Raw genomic sequence first — 13,962 nt, 5'->3', positions numbered from 1 at the left:
GGGCAGGGGCGGGCGGTCAGAGGCGTCGATCCTCCTCGCGTCCGGAGCCATGGCGGACGGCCCAGCGCTTGACCTCGGCGATGGCCCGGGTGACCTCGACTCCACGGGGACAGGCGTCCGTGCACGAGAAGGCGGTACGGCAGCCGAACGCGCCGTCGAGGTGCGCGACGAGGGGGTATCTGACGTCGTCGCCCGCGTCGCGGCTGTCGAAGATGAACCGGTGCGCGGCCACCAGCGCGGCGGGGCCCGCGTAGGTGTCGCGCCGCCGGAAGACCGGGCACGTGGTGGTGCACGCCGCGCACAGGATGCAGCCGGTGCTGTTGTCGAACCGGGCCTTCTCCTCCGGCGACTGGAGGCGCTCGCGCCCCTCCGGCGCGGGCCCGGCGCCGATCAGGTACGGGGCGACCGACTTGTAGTTGTCGTAGAACGGCCGCATGTCGACGATGAGGTCGCGGACGACGGGCAGGCCAGGCAGCGGGGCGACGGAGATCGTACGGCTCGGGTCATCGACCAGCGTCCGGCAGGCCAGCCGGTTGCGACCGTCGATGCTCATCGCGTCGGATCCGCAGACGCCTTGTTCGCAGGACCTTCGGAACACCAGCGTCGGGTCGATCTCCTCCTTGATGTGGTGCAGCAGGCCGAGCACCGTGCCCGGTGCGCGGAGCGGAACGTCGTACGCGCGCCACTCCGACCGGTCGGACTCCGGGTCGTAGCGCAGCACGCGGACCTCGACTCGACGTTCGGGCGATTCGTTCAATCTCGCCACCTCCCGGTGGTCGTCAGTGGAGGGCGATCAGGACGGCCGTGCCGAGGGCGGCGAAGGCCGCCGTCACGGCCGCCGACGCCCAGGCGAACACGGTCGTGGCCCGCCGGCTCTTGAGGTAGTCGCCCGCCATGCCGCGCAGACCCGCCATGCCGTGGGTGAGCGCGAGCAGCAGCAGCGCGATGTCGAACACCAGCCACAGCGGCCGGCCGACCCTGTCCCGGACGAACCGCGCGTCGATCGACTCCCTGCCGTCGCCGAGGTGCATGATCGCCAGGTGGATCAGGACCAGGGCGAGCATCCCGAGCGCCGACAGCCGAACGTAGAGCCAGGTGGCCGTCGCGGCGTTGATCCTTCGGTGTCGCGTGGTCGCGGGCATCGCTTCTCCTGGACCTCTCTCTGCTGGTGCCGCTCGGACTCCGGGACCTTCTCTGGACGGGTCGAACGGCGGAACCGTCACAGCAACGGGACGAGCATGATCCACGCGATGGCGGCCAGTGCGGCCGCGTAACCGACGCCCAGCCCCCACCACACCGAGGTGCGCCGCCGGGCCGTCCGCGGCGCCACCTCGATCGCCATTACCAACAGCCCCCACAGGAGGTGGTAGACGACCGCCGCGATGAGCAGGAACTCCGCGACGACCATGGGGGGAGTGCGGAAGGCGTCCATCGTCGCGTCGTACAGCCGGGGCGAGAAGAGCACCAGCGAGGTCTCCGCGATGTGCAGCAGGAGGAAGAGCAGCACCGCGACCCCGCACACCCGGTTGACCAGGGACAGCGTGGTGCCGAGGGGGCGGCCCGCGGCTCTCACTTCATCCCCAGTTCGCGTCGCCCCGCGTCGGTCATCCGCGCGGGCGTCCAGGGAGGATCCCAGACGAGCTCGACCTCGGCCCCGGCGACGCCGTCGAGCGCGACCAGCCGCTCCCGGACCTCGTTCGCCATGTGCTCGGCCATCGGGCAGAACCGGCTGGTGAGCGTCATGAGCACCCGGACGCGGCCGGCCGTGACGCGCACGTCGTGGACCAGGCCGAGATCGACCACGTTGACCGGAATCTCGGGGTCGTAGCAGTCGCGGAGGGTCTCCAGCACCGACTCGCGGGTCATCTCGTCTCTCCTGGCGGCCTCGTCGCCCACATCCACTCCTTCCATGGTCAACGGCGTGTCAGAACGTCCGCTCCCCGGCGGGGAAGCGGGTGACCGACACCGGGAGATGATCGACCTCCAGGCCGTCCGGCCGCTTCGCCACGAGCGTGTGCCGCAGCCAGCGCTCGTCGTCGGTCTCGGGATGGTCGCTGCGGAAGTGGCTTCCCCGGCTCTCGGTCCTGGCCGCGGCGGCGCGGGCGACCGCCCTGGCCACGTCGAGCATGTTGCCGAGCTCCGTCGTCTCCAGGAGCTCCTGGTTGAAGACCTTGCCGCGGTCGTGGACGACGGCGTCCGCGTACTCCTCGGCCAGGCCGGCGAGCTTGTCGCCGAGGGCGGCGAGATCGCCGGCGTTCCGCGACACCCCGGCGTGCCGGCCCATCCACCGCTGCATGTCGCGGCGGATGGCGACCGGCGGCCGGGCGCCGGTGCGGCCCCGCCGCAGCAGCCGGTTCAGCGCGGCGCCGGCCCGGAGGGCGTCGCCCGGGCGGCTCACGGCGGCCGGGCAGCCGGCGACGTAACCCGCGGCGTGCCGTCCCGCCCGGCGCCCGAACACCAGGATGTCGAGCAGCGAGTTGGTGCCGAGCCGGTTCGCGCCGTGCACGGAGACGCAGGCGCACTCCCCGGCCGCGTACAGGCCGTCGACGAACCCGGCCGTGCCCGCGCGGACCCGGCCGTCCACGTCGGTCGGGATGCCGCCCATCGCGTAGTGCGCGCGGGGCAGAACGGGGATGGGCCGGGCGGACGCGTCGATGCCCAGATAGGTGCGGGCGTGGTCGACCAGATCGGGGAGCTTGCGCCGCAGCTCGTCCGGGTCGAGGTGCGTCAGGTGCAGCTCGACGTGATCATCGCCGCCGTCGCCGCCCATGCCGCGGCCCGCCGCGATCTCGGCGTGGATGGCCCGGGCGACCACGTCGCGCGGGGCGAGTTCGCGCAGTGTCGGGGCGTAACGTTCCATGAACCGCTCGCCCCGTCCGTTGCGGAGGTGGCCGCCCATTCCCCGGGCCGCCTCCGAGATCAGGATTCCCTGGCCGGGCACCCCGGTGGGATGGAACTGGAAGAACTCCATGTCCTGGAGCGGGATCCCCGCCCGGAAGGCCAGGCCGGGGCCGTCGCCGGTGGCCGCCACGGCGTTGGTCGTGAGGTCGTAGATCCGGCCGTAGCCGCCGGTCGCGAGGACGACCGCCCGCGCGGCGAAGACGTGCAGGTCGGCGGTGCGCAGCTCGACGGCGACCACCCCACGGCAGCGGCCATCGTCGATGAGCAGGTCGACGACCTGGAACTCGTCGAAGAACTCGACGTCGTGCCGGAGGCACTGCTGGTAGAGGGTGTGCAGGATCATGTGGCCGGTCCGGTCGGCGGCGTAGCAGCTCCGGGGCACCGGTGCGGCCCCGAAGCCCGCCGTGTGCCCGCCGTACTGCCGCTGCGCGATCCGCCCGTCCGGCAGCCGGTCGAAGGGCAGGCCGAGGTGTTCGAGATCGATCACCACGTCCGGCGCCTCCTTGCACATGACCTCGGCCGCGTCCTGGTCGGCGAGGTACGCGCCGCCCTTGACGGTGTCGAACATGTGCCATTCGCAGGAGTCGGGCGCCGTGTTGCCGAGCGCCGCGGCGATGCCGCCCATCGCAGCGCCCGTATGCGAGCGGATCGGGTGCAGCTTGGACACGATGGCCACCGGACCGGCGTCCGCCCGCGCCAGCTCCATCGCCGCGAAGAGCCCGGCACCGCCCCCGCCGACCACCACGGCCGCGAACGCGCGGCCGCGTTCCGTGCCCTCGGTCACCGCGGTGCGCCGTTCGCCGGGCGGGCGGCGCGGCGGTCGCGGGCCTGCTCCAGGACCTGGAGGTTGTGGTTGTTGCCGTGGCAGTCGATGGTGACGATGCCCGGTCCGTAGTTCACGACCTCCAGCTCGAGAACGGCCTGCGAGGTGAGGTCGGGCCAGAACACGTTGCGGATCTTGACACGCTCGTCGTAGTACGCGGCCGCGCCGCCCACGGTGTTGACGTAGACGCAGCCCTGCTCCCGGCACGCCCGCGTCGAGCCCTCGCGCAGTCCGCCCTTGCCCCAGATCACACGGCACTGGTAACGGGTGATCAGCTCCGACATCCAGCGTTCCATCCGGGTGCTCGTGGTCGCGCCCATGCCGCTGGTGAGTTCCCATTCCCCGTCGTCGCGGCGGCGGTACCCGGACCCTTCGTGCAGGACGGGATGGTCGTGGTAGTCCACCCCGTCCGGCAGCGGGACGCCCTCGTCCAGGTGGCGCCGCAGGTTGGCGTCCCGGATGCCCCAGAGGGTTCCGCTGAGGTACACCCGGTCGAGCAGGCGGAGCCCGCGGACGTCCTCCTCGCTGATCGGCGTGGTGAGGTGGATCTCCCTAGGCTTCAACGCCATCGCCCCCGAACTCCCAGATGAACTCGTGACCGCCGGGGCGGATGCGCACCCCGGCCTTGCGGTGCGCCCAGCACTGAAGGTTGAGTGCGACCGGGTTCTGCGTCTCATGGGTGGCCTCGTACTCGATGTTCAGTCCGAGCAGCGTCGTGGTGCCGCCGAGCCCCATGGGGCCGATGCCGGTGTCGTTGATCTCCGCCAGCAACTCCTCTTCCAGGGCCGCGATCTCCGGCTCGGGATGGCCGGTCCGGCAGTCCCGCAGCAGCGCGCGCTTGGCCAGCCTGGCCACGCCGTCGAAAGTGCTGCCGAAACCGATGCCCGCGATGCCCGGGGGGCAGAACTGCCCGCCGGCCTGGATGACGCTGTCGACGATGAAGCGTTTGGCGCCCGCGAGTCCGTCGGCCGGGACGAGCATTTTATGAAAGCCCTGGTTCTCCGAGCCCGAGCCCTTCGACAGCAGCATCATCTCGACGCACTCCTCGCCGTCGAACCATTCCCATTCGACCTTGGGATGCCCGGCCGCCGATTGTTCCGGATATTTGTTCCTGTTCAGCGGCTGGACGATCGTGCGCCGGTATTCGTGTTCCCTCGTCCACCGGCCGACGCCGCTTCGCACCGCCTCCTCGATGCCCGGTCCGTCGAAGGTCACGCCGCGGCCCACCCTGCACCACACCGTCTGCATCCCCGTGTCCTGGCAGACGGGCTTGTCCAGTTGCTCGGCGCGGTCGATCGATTTCAGCGCCACCGTGAGCACTTCCTGGGCGGTCGGATCCTTCTCCGTTCCTTGGGCCTGCCGCAACGTCGCCTTGATATCGGGCGGATATCTTTTCAACGCTTGACCGTACAACTGGTATGCGAGATCCTCCACCAGATCAGCCGACAGGCGCATTGTGGGTCCCCTCCGTGCGAGCCATGAATCAATCGTTTCCGCAATGGCCATGGCGCGTCAAATAGGAAGAGTCGAAGAGGCCATCGAACAGGTCGAACCGATTACGGTGGTGAGCGCTGGAGCAGGAGCGTGTCGAGCCACCTGCCGTGCTTGAGCCCGACGGCCGACAGACGTCCGACCTCGTCGAATCCGCATGATCGGTGCAGTGCGGCCGACGCGGGGTCGCCGGTCTCGACCACCACGGCGACCATCTGCCGCATTCCGGTGGCGGCGCTGTCGGCCAGCAGCCGGCGGCCGGCACCACGCCGCGCCGCCCCGGAGACGGAGTCCTCGACCGTGTGCCGGTAGGCCGACCGCGAACGCCACGGCTTGCAGTAGGCGAAGCCGGTGACCTCTCCCGCGTCCTCGGCGACCAGGAACGGCAGCCCCTGGCCCGCCTGGTGGCCGCTCCCGATCAGGAGCGAATCATCGTCCGGCGCGCCGCCGAACAGGACGTGAGCGACCACCCGGGCGGCTGGCGGCGCGCCATCCTGTCTCCCGTCGTGCCCGGCGTGAACCTTGAACTGCTCCGCGCGACGCTCCCGCCCGGCTGCGACGCCGGATCCTTCCCCGCCTACGCCCCCGGCTCACACGAGTACGTGGCCGTCGAAACAGGCCGCCTCCAACTGACCGTGGGCGGAACCCGCCTCCACCTGGAGGCCGGCGACTCGGCCTACTTCGCCGCCGACATCGCCCACGGCTACGCCAACCCCTCGCCCGAAGACGCATGCGCCTACTACGTGGCCGCATTGATCATGCGCCCGAGAAGCCGCCGCCCCACCTGACCGTGCCGCCCCCCAACGAAACGGCCGCCCGGTCCCGACGGCCGGGCAGGCTCGGCAGATCTGGGCGTCTGACCCAAGCCCTCACGGAAGTTGATCGTGGAAGTGGCGTTCTGGTGGCGTGTGATCACCGGTAGGGTCGCCGAATTGTGCACTTGGCAAACTTCACAGTCGGGGGCCGCCGGGATGGTTCGTCGCTTCGGTTTGATGGCGGCTTCGGTTCCGCTGCTGTTCGCGGCAGCGGCCTGCGGGTTGTCGGACGGCGAGCCGTCCGAGGGCGGCGCTGGACGTGCGGAGGCCGAAGGCGAGAGCGTGAGCAAAGGGCAAATGGGCGGCTCGGGCATCCGGAAGAATCGCGCGAACCTCTTCCTCCAGAAGGAGACCCTCGCCAACGAGCTCGGCACCCGGAACGGCGGGTTCAACCTCTTCACGGTCGAGTGCTCGCCGAAGAAGGTCACCGTCAGGACCGGCGACGAGGTCAGCGCCGTCTTCACCGTCGGCAGCCAGGAGGTGGTCTTCCACCTCCAGGGCGAAGAGTTCACCAGGACGACGAGCGGGCAGGTCCGCAGGAGGAGCGGCGAGGTCAGGTGGGGCGCCGGTTCGTCATTTGAGGTGAGGATGCTCACGGTGATCCTCAACAACGACTACCGGGCGACCTTCAGCGGATCGGTGACCTGCCCCTGACCGGTCAGTTCTCGGTGCTGTGCGCGTGGCGTCGTGTTCGTCGCTCACGCTGGACCGACGAGACCTCGGCGCCCGCGTCACCCACCAGAGGATCAGATCGGCGATCGTCGACTCCGTCACTACTCGCAGCTCTTCGCGTGGAACGGACATCGCACGAACCCTCTCGGGGACCGCTCCGGCTAGTGGCGGATCCGGTAGTGGAGGAGCACGGTGCCGTCGTCGGCATCGTCGGCTCGCACCGGACAGAGCAACTCGGCGTCGGTGACGTCGATGAGCCGGCGGGTCAGGAACGCGCCGAGGAATCCAGTCGCGCCGCTGAGCAGAATGTGGGTCGGACGGCCGGTGCCCCTCAATGGGCGGGGCGTCGAAGCGGATCGCCGGATCCGGCTCGACCTCCATCCGGAAGTCGACCGGGTCGCCGCCGGTGTCCGCGTGCCCCCGGCGGATGCCATCGATGTGCGCTGCGAACTCGCGCAGGGTCGGGGTGTTCAGCAGCGCGCGGACCAGTGAACGGCCGCCGGACCATGCCAGACCGAGCTCTCTTCGCAGGCTGGTGACCACTCGGATCACCTGGAGGGACTCGCCACCCAGCGCGAAGAAGTCGTCGGTGCGACGGATCTCGTGGATGCCGAGCTGATCGGCCCAGACTCGGGCGACGGCCCGCTCGGTCTCGCCGCACGGCGGGTCCACGGACGCCGGTCTGGAGGCTTGTGCCGGAACAAGAGTCGCTATCGCGCGGGCGTCGACCTTGCCGGTGCGGCCCAGGGGGAGCCGGTCGGTCACGGCGAACCTTACGGGCACCATGTAACGGGGAACGCGGTCTTGGAGGTGCCCGCGCAAGCTCCGGACGAAGGAGGCATGTTCCTTGTCGTCGACCCGTCCTCGCGGTGCGACCCAGAGGACGAGCGATCCGTCACGGTTTTCGGAATCGTCGACGGTCACTTTGGCGTCGTGGACGTCTGGGTGGGCGACGGCCGCGGACTCGACCTCACCGGGCTCGACCCGATAACCCCGGATCTTGACCTGCCGGTCTTTCCAGGACGCCGCCCGATCGCCACAGCCCTTGATCTCCCGTCTTGTACATGCGGGCACCGGGAACATCGATGAACGGATCGGGCAGGAAACGCTCCGCCGTGAGCGCGTGGTCTCCGAAATAGCCGAGTGCGACGCCGTCGCCGCCTACGTACGGTTCGCCCTGCTCCTCGGGGGCGCACGGGGTCAGGTCGTCGTGAAGCACGTAGCAGGTCGAGTTGGCGATCGGCCGGCCGATCGGCACCGATTGCGCGGTAGAGGGCAGCTCGGTCACGGGGTGGGTCGTGGAGAAGGTCGAATTCTCGGTCGGGCCGTAGCCGCTCATCAGGTTTCGCGGCGGGTCCGCCGCCATGACGGCGCGCATGCACTCGGGGTTGACGGTGTCGCCGCCCGCGATGAGATACCGCAGGGGACGGAACATCTCGGGACACGCGAACCCCATCTGGTGGAACAGGCCGGCCGTGAGCCACGTGACGATCGCTCCCGTCCGGACGATCTCCTGAGCGAGGTCCGCGGGCGATAGCAGCGCCTCGGGCTCGGGAAGGACGAGGTGGGCGCCGTTGAGGTGGGCACCGAAGATCTCAAAGCAGGACACGTCGAAGAAGGGATTCGTGGTGGCCAGGGACACGTCGTCCGGCCGGATCCGGGCGTAGCCGGCATTGCTGACGAGGCGCACCGTCCCCCGGTGTGGAACGCTCACCGCCTTGGGACGTCCCGTTGGGCCGGAGGTGGGGATGCCCCCGCCCGATCGACTGTTTCCTGCAGGCGGGCGGTCGGATGCTCGGGGTCGAGCGGGACATAGGCACCGGCCGCCTTGAGCACCGCCCAGACGCCGACGACGGCCTCGACAGAGCGATCCAGAAGCAACGCGACCCGTGCGCCCGGCCGGACCCCGTTCTCGTTGCGGAGCACATGGGCAAAAGAGTCGGCGCGGCCGGAGAGCTCACGGTAGGTCAGCGTGGTTCCGCTACCGGTCAACGCCGGTGCGGCGGGGGTGCGGCCGACCTGGGCCTCGAACAATTGGGGCAGCGCCGCGTCTCGTGGATACGGTCTTGCCGTATCGTTCCACTTCGCTACGTGTTCAGGAACTGGCCGAGCCATCAGGCGGGCTTCTTGTCCGGCCCTGCGTCGTCCGGGCCGTGCGCCGAGATCGCCGCCGTCCAGTACTGCCCGACGATTTCCTCCATGACCCGGCCCGCGTTACATGCCCTGACCGGATTACCGCCGTCGTCGAGTCCTTCCTGGACGAAGGCGAGCGCCTTTTCGGCCAGCCGGTCAGGCACGCCAGAGTCGTAGTATTCGATGACTTCGTCGGGGACGGTGAATTCCACTGTACGGAATCCGTCCGCGATCTGCCGGCTGCCGGCCTGGTATCTCTCCAGATCCGCGTACAACGCCATGCCGAAATCGGCCTGGTCGTAGTGCAGCGCGGTCCAGCACAGGTATCCGGGGTATGAAAAGGTCTCGGGCTTCCACGGACCGTCCAGGTGTTCCTCGCTAAGATCGAGTGCACGGGCCATCGCAGGGAGTTTCGTCCACGCGCTGTAGGCCATCTCGCTGAGCGGCATGAAGATCTCGTGCCGGTGGCGGAAACCTCCGATGGAATACGCGGTGATCTCCGCGGCGGCGGCCTTCGCTTCGACGCGGATCAGGCCACGCACGTCATCGAGGGTCAGCCTCCCCGCCGCCATCCGCTCGTAGAACCGGTTGCCGATCGGGGCCTCCCCGCGCAGGCGAGTGAGCGCGTCAGCCAATCCTTCTGCGGTGCTTTCCGCAGTAGCCGTTCTCGACATGATCTTCTTCCGGAGGTGTGGGGCATCGACCTCGATCGTCCTGCCCTCGGGCGTCACCTTGAATCTGGGCCCTATTGCCCAGTACGGATGGCCCGCCGACCTGGCCCGGCCGACTGGAAAGTCCGGCCTGCTTCAGGACGTCAGGATGACCTTTCCCATCCGTCCGGGGCGGGTAGCGCGGCGAAGGGCACCGCCGAAGTCGTCCAATCCGTACTGCGCATCGACGGGGGCCGGAAGTACACCGGTACGAAGAGCGTCCAATACCGCCGCGGTGAGCTCGCCGCGAGCCGCGGCATGGAGCCTTGCCAGCTGATCGGGCAGCCAGAAGCCCAGCACCGCCACAGACCGGAAGATGAGGTCCTCGGGCCGGACGGCGATGGGTCGCCCTGAAAGCAGCCCGTACGAGATGAGCCGCCCGCCGTCGCCGAGGCAGCGGGCGACCTCCTCACCGACGGTCCCGCCCACGGCGTCGAACGCCGCCGCGGCGCCTTCCCCGCGGGTGAGGTCCGCGATCCGACCGGCGATCGGCTCGCACGAGGAGTCGATGACCTCGGCGCCCAGTGCGGCGAGGGCTCGCGTGTGCAGTGGGCCGCGCACGACGTTGACGCAGTGCACGTTCTGCCGGACGGCCAGGCATGTCACCATCTGGGCCACGGTCGACGCCCCGGCGGTCTGGACCAGCCATTGCCCCGGCTCGAGCGCGGCCTCGCGCATCAGCAGGATCGCCGTGGGCGGGTTGATCGTCATCTGGCAGGCGGTCTCATCGGCGAGATCATCGGGCAGCACCGTCAGGTCATCGGGCGATGCGATGACCTGCTCCTGCCAGGTGCCGGCGGCGTCCAGGGCCACCCTGGTGCCGGTGGGTATCGCGGCGCCGGGATCGGCATCGTCCACTACCCCGGCCGCCTCGAATCCCACGGGGGAGGGAAGTTCGGGGCGGCGACCGTACCGTCCCTCGACGAAGAGCCGGTCGGACGGGTTGACCGGCCGCGCCGTTATCCGGACACGGACCTGGCCGGGTCCCGGAGCCGGATCCGGCAGCTCCTCGAGTCGCAGGACCTCGCTTGGATCGCCGAAACGCTCGAACCTGATCGCTCGCATGCCTCGTCTCCCTCCGGCCTGGGACGCGAAAGGCCCTTCTACCCGCCGATGCCATCCGCACAACCGGGAGGTATGTCCCAGGACGAACGGATCCAGGCTTCTGCCGACGTGGCGCCCTGTCAGCCCGAGGTCCACGTGCCGTCAGCTCCGGGGAGAGGACCCAGGACCGAAACGGTTCCGTAGCCCGGCGCCCGGCGATGGCCGCCATGACGGACGACAACGCAAGGAGCACGACCAATGCCACGACACGCCAGCCAGGCCGGTCGAGGATCACCGGTCATACCGACGATCGACATCGCCCAGGGGCGCGCCATGCGGCCGTCGAAGATCACCGACCTCGACGATCCGTGCGACCCGGTCGAGATCAGCGGCCGCTATCGCGACCAGGGAGTCAGGCGGGTCTTCCTGGACGTGCAGGAGCCCTGGGAACACAGTGACGCGAGCCTGGCCGTGGTCGAGCGGGTCGGAGACATCGGCGTTGCGCCGTGGGTCACGGTGGCCAACGGAGTGATCCCCTCGGTCGATGCGGTCGGCTCGCTCCTCGACGTCGGTGCGGACGCGGTCGGCATCAGCACGACCTCCGTCGAACGTCCTTCGATGCTGCACACGGCCGCCCAGCGGTTCGGCGTCGAGCACTTCCTCGGTGTGATGAACGTCCAACGGACCGGCGGCGGTCGCTGGGACATCGTCATTGAGGGCGGGCGGACACCGGTTCCGGTGGATGCCGTCACCTGGGCCCGGATGCTCACCGACCTCGGCGCCGGGTTCGTCCTTCCCAACAGCATCGACCAGGAGGGCACCGGCGAGGGATACGACCTCGATCTCGTCCGGAGCATGGCCGGGGCCGTGTCCGTCCCGGTCATCGCTTCCGGGGGCTGCGGGACCCTGCGCCATCTGCGCGACGCGATCGTCAGCGGCGCCGACTATGTGCTCACCCAGAGGATGCTGCACGACGGGATCTTCTCCGCGGCGGAGGCGGACGCCTACATTCACCATGGCCACGCCGACAGGTGATCCGGGTTCGCACCCGGACCGGCGCGAGGCCTCGCCGTCCGCGGCGTCCGAGTGCCGGGCGCTGCCCGGAACGTGCCTCCTGAACACCGGCGCGCTGTCCCGTCTCGACGCGGTGATCGCCCAGGTGGAGCAGGCACTGCGTCAGCAACACGACCTCGTGGAGGCGCTGAGGCGCTCCCGCGCCGACCTCGTGGGTTCCTGCGGACGGGCCGGCTCTTCGATCGGGTCGGCCCCCTGTCCGGACGAGTCCGCCATCTTCGTCCGGTTGACCGATCGAGAACGCCGGGTGCTCATCCTGATCGCGGAAGGGCTGACCAACCGCGGCATCGCCCGCCGCCTTCGGATCTCCGAGAAGACGGTCCGAAACCACGTGCACGCCATCTTCTGCAAGCTCGGCGTACGGAGCCGCACAGAGGCCGCCCTGGTGGGCGTACGAGGGGGCCTGTTGCGCCCGTGAGTCCGGCCGCGTGGAGCCGAATCCGCACGATCGGCACCCGTCGGCGCGGCCGAGCGGCCGGCAACGACCGGTGTGCCGCTAGAGCGCCTTGCCGTCGGTTCGTTCCAGGATCGAATGCATGCGCCGATCGAGCGCGGGCGACGGCGGCAGACCCAGTTCATGCGCCATTCTCTGACGTATGTCCTGGTAGATCTCGAGTGCCTCCTCTGGACGGCCCGCACGGTCGAGGGCGACCATGAGCTGAGCGTAGAGGCGTTCGTGCAGGGGGTTGTAAGAGATCAGGTCCTCGATCACCGGGATGATCTCTTCTGGGCGGTGCCGCTCACTCAGGTGGATGTCGATCACCCGAGTCGACACCAGGGTCTTCATGCGATCGAGCCGGGCCGCCTCGGCGTCGCGAATCGGTCCAGGAGGGACGTTCTGCAGAGCGGGGCCGCGCCACAGGCCGAGGGCTTCGCGGTACAGGGTGAGCGCCTGCGACGTGCCGTCCGGCCCGTGACGCCTGGCCTCGCCGCACAGTTCCTGGAAGCGGACGGCGTCGATGCGGTCCGGCCGGACGTCAAGCCGGTATCCGGGATCACGGGTGAGCAGGACGGGGCGCTGACCGCTCCGGTCGCGCAACAACCGACGCAGCCGCGCGATGTGCGCCTGTACGGCATTCTCCGCACCTTTCGGCGGCTCATCCGGCCACAATTCATCACATAGTTCGGCGACTGACACGATCTGACCGTGCCGGATCAGTAAAGCGGATAGCACCTGCCGCTGCTTTCGCCCAGCAATCCGGTCCACCCTGCCATGCGCTCGAAGCTCCAGGGGCCCAAGATAGGCGAACGAGACCATACCTTGCCTCCGCTGAGTGATCCTCGCCTCGGATTCTATCCAACAGTAAACGATCACCAGAATGTCCCGCCAGCCCATTGGCCGCGACTGTCTCTCGCATTTCACTGGTCCCACGGTCACACTATTCGCCGGGATGCCTCTGTCAGTGTTCTGTCAGGGCCGCGTCAGTGGCTTGTCGATTATCGAGGAAGGGAAGGGATGAGGTGGGCGGGACGCTGGCCGCCTCGGCAATACCCGAAAGCTGCACCAGCCGAGGGGCCAAACGTGTCCCGTGACGTGGATAGGAGTAGGTGAATGTCTACCAGCGCCTTGGACCTCGCCGGTACGTTGGCAGAGCTCCGTTCGAAGAACCCCGTTCGGAACGCACTTCTGGAGGATCTGAAGGAGAAGGGCGTAACAGCTGAACAGCTCCGGCGCCTCGCGGCGATCGAGTACCTGTGCCACCAGGGCGAGTTGGTCGCCTATGGCACCTTGCTCGCGCGGTTCCCGCACGCTCCGGCAGGCGGATTCCTGCTCGAAATATCAAGGCTCGTGTACGACGCGCACCCGAAACTGAGAACCGCGGCCCATGCTCTCGGCCTGAGCGACCAGGACCTCGGTCATTGGCCACTGGGAACGGATGCCGTCGCGTTCAACGGTTTCATCTCCTACCTCGCCTTGCACGGCACCCAGGCCGACATGGCGCTGGCCATGTACACGGACATGGTCGTCTACTTCGGCGCTTGCGGGGAGCTCATCCAAGGGCTGCGCGCGGGCGCGGCGGACGTTCCGGACGAATTCCTTACCTACTATGAGGGAGGGGCCTCCGAGGAACTCAGCCAACAGGCGTTGCAAACCGTTCAGGACGGCCTGGACCGGGGAGACGACCCGTACGCGGCGGTCCGCAACGCACGATCGCTGGAAGAGCATATCGGGCTCTTCTGGAGGGCCGCGGCCGACACCTCGGATTCGGTGACTTCCCAATGATCTTGCAGAACCGGCGACGCGGCTGGTGGGAGGGGCCGGTAGCACCGCCGGTCGCGCAACAGTGCCCTCAAGGCG

19 protein-coding genes are annotated in these 13,962 nt (G+C 69.0%); 5 read left to right on the top strand and 14 right to left on the bottom strand.

Translation table 11 applies throughout. The features are described from left to right. Nucleotides 1-16: 16 nt before the first annotated feature. From E1264_RS30205 to E1264_RS45520, 8 genes are all read right to left on the bottom strand, one after another. A complete protein-coding gene (locus E1264_RS30205) occupies nucleotides 17-757 on the bottom strand; it encodes a succinate dehydrogenase iron-sulfur subunit (protein WP_132178850.1) in 741 nt (246 codons plus the stop codon). 22 nt (nucleotides 758-779) lie between these two features. Beyond that, on the bottom strand, nucleotides 780-1,142 hold the full coding sequence (locus E1264_RS30200; RefSeq protein WP_132178849.1) for a hypothetical protein: 363 nt from the start codon (nucleotides 1,140-1,142) through the stop codon (nucleotides 780-782). A 77-nt stretch (nucleotides 1,143-1,219) separates the two neighbouring features. Next, nucleotides 1,220-1,573: a hypothetical protein gene (locus E1264_RS30195; RefSeq protein ID WP_165964458.1), complete on the bottom strand. Its 354-nt coding sequence runs from the start codon at nucleotides 1,571-1,573 to the stop codon at nucleotides 1,220-1,222. Further along, nucleotides 1,570-1,896 (bottom strand): iron-sulfur cluster assembly protein, encoded by a 327-nt coding sequence (locus E1264_RS30190; protein ID WP_207936428.1) that lies wholly within the window; start codon nucleotides 1,894-1,896, stop codon nucleotides 1,570-1,572. Before E1264_RS30190 ends, E1264_RS30195 begins: the two co-directional genes overlap by 4 nt. 28 nt (nucleotides 1,897-1,924) lie before the next feature. Next, on the bottom strand, nucleotides 1,925-3,685 hold the full coding sequence (gene sdhA, locus E1264_RS30185; protein WP_243711252.1) for a succinate dehydrogenase flavoprotein subunit: 1,761 nt from the start codon (nucleotides 3,683-3,685) through the stop codon (nucleotides 1,925-1,927). Continuing rightward, entirely contained in the window at nucleotides 3,682-4,293 is a 612-nt protein-coding gene (locus E1264_RS30180; protein ID WP_165964457.1) for a fumarate hydratase C-terminal domain-containing protein, read from the bottom strand. Before E1264_RS30180 ends, sdhA begins: the two co-directional genes overlap by 4 nt. Further along, the gene (locus tag E1264_RS30175; RefSeq protein ID WP_165964456.1) at nucleotides 4,277-5,179 is read right to left on the bottom strand and encodes a fumarate hydratase; all 903 of its coding nucleotides are present in this window, start codon (nucleotides 5,177-5,179) and stop codon (nucleotides 4,277-4,279) included. Before E1264_RS30175 ends, E1264_RS30180 begins: the two co-directional genes overlap by 17 nt. 101 nt (nucleotides 5,180-5,280) lie before the next feature. Beyond that, nucleotides 5,281-5,685, bottom strand: a complete 405-nt coding sequence (locus E1264_RS45520; protein ID WP_132178845.1) for a GNAT family N-acetyltransferase — start codon at nucleotides 5,683-5,685, stop codon at nucleotides 5,281-5,283. On the opposite strand from E1264_RS45520, the gene E1264_RS45515 reads away from it, so the two are divergent. Then, nucleotides 5,674-6,003, top strand: coding sequence for a cupin domain-containing protein (locus tag E1264_RS45515; RefSeq protein WP_243711251.1), 330 nt, complete (start codon nucleotides 5,674-5,676; stop codon nucleotides 6,001-6,003). The genes E1264_RS45520 and E1264_RS45515 overlap by 12 nt on opposite strands. 204 nt (nucleotides 6,004-6,207) lie before the next feature. Then, on the top strand, nucleotides 6,208-6,684 hold the full coding sequence (locus tag E1264_RS30160) for a hypothetical protein (RefSeq protein ID WP_132178844.1): 477 nt from the start codon (nucleotides 6,208-6,210) through the stop codon (nucleotides 6,682-6,684). Nucleotides 6,685-6,863: 179 nt separating this feature from the next. On the opposite strand, the gene E1264_RS43810 is transcribed toward E1264_RS30160, so the two are convergent. From E1264_RS43810 to E1264_RS30130, 5 genes are all read right to left on the bottom strand, one after another. Beyond that, nucleotides 6,864-7,037, bottom strand: coding sequence for an SDR family oxidoreductase (locus E1264_RS43810; RefSeq protein ID WP_165964455.1), 174 nt, complete (start codon nucleotides 7,035-7,037; stop codon nucleotides 6,864-6,866). A gap of 635 nt (nucleotides 7,038-7,672) precedes the next feature. Further along, nucleotides 7,673-8,416 (bottom strand): AMP-binding protein, encoded by a 744-nt coding sequence (locus tag E1264_RS30145; RefSeq protein WP_165964454.1) that lies wholly within the window; start codon nucleotides 8,414-8,416, stop codon nucleotides 7,673-7,675. Next, nucleotides 8,413-8,736 (bottom strand): AMP-binding protein, encoded by a 324-nt coding sequence (locus tag E1264_RS30140; RefSeq protein ID WP_165964453.1) that lies wholly within the window; start codon nucleotides 8,734-8,736, stop codon nucleotides 8,413-8,415. The genes E1264_RS30145 and E1264_RS30140 overlap by 4 nt, the downstream gene beginning before the upstream one ends. 80 nt (nucleotides 8,737-8,816) lie before the next feature. Further along, on the bottom strand, nucleotides 8,817-9,566 hold the full coding sequence (locus tag E1264_RS30135) for a hypothetical protein (RefSeq protein ID WP_132178840.1): 750 nt from the start codon (nucleotides 9,564-9,566) through the stop codon (nucleotides 8,817-8,819). 75 nt (nucleotides 9,567-9,641) lie between these two features. Continuing rightward, on the bottom strand, nucleotides 9,642-10,610 hold the full coding sequence (locus E1264_RS30130; RefSeq protein WP_132178839.1) for a zinc-dependent alcohol dehydrogenase family protein: 969 nt from the start codon (nucleotides 10,608-10,610) through the stop codon (nucleotides 9,642-9,644). 237 nt (nucleotides 10,611-10,847) lie between these two features. Here E1264_RS30130 and E1264_RS30125 point away from each other — a divergent pair, with 237 nt between their 5' ends. Then, a complete protein-coding gene (locus E1264_RS30125) occupies nucleotides 10,848-11,624 on the top strand; it encodes a HisA/HisF-related TIM barrel protein (RefSeq protein ID WP_132178838.1) in 777 nt (258 codons plus the stop codon). After that, nucleotides 11,605-12,081 (top strand): response regulator transcription factor, encoded by a 477-nt coding sequence (locus tag E1264_RS30120; RefSeq protein WP_243711250.1) that lies wholly within the window; start codon nucleotides 11,605-11,607, stop codon nucleotides 12,079-12,081. Before E1264_RS30125 ends, E1264_RS30120 begins: the two co-directional genes overlap by 20 nt. 78 nt (nucleotides 12,082-12,159) lie before the next feature. On the opposite strand, the gene E1264_RS30115 is transcribed toward E1264_RS30120, so the two are convergent. Further along, a complete protein-coding gene (locus E1264_RS30115; protein WP_165964452.1) occupies nucleotides 12,160-12,921 on the bottom strand; it encodes an AfsR/SARP family transcriptional regulator in 762 nt (253 codons plus the stop codon). Nucleotides 12,922-13,215: 294 nt separating this feature from the next. On the opposite strand from E1264_RS30115, the gene E1264_RS30110 reads away from it, so the two are divergent. Next, nucleotides 13,216-13,887: a hypothetical protein gene (locus E1264_RS30110; protein WP_132178835.1), complete on the top strand. Its 672-nt coding sequence runs from the start codon at nucleotides 13,216-13,218 to the stop codon at nucleotides 13,885-13,887. Nucleotides 13,888-13,962 lie beyond the last annotated feature (75 nt).

The organism is Actinomadura sp. KC216 (assembly GCF_004348535.1).
Lineage (GTDB): Bacteria > Actinomycetota > Actinomycetes > Streptosporangiales > Streptosporangiaceae > Spirillospora.
The sequence above is the reverse complement of the archived record's forward strand: the minus strand, read 5'-3'. Positions and strand labels throughout refer to the sequence as shown.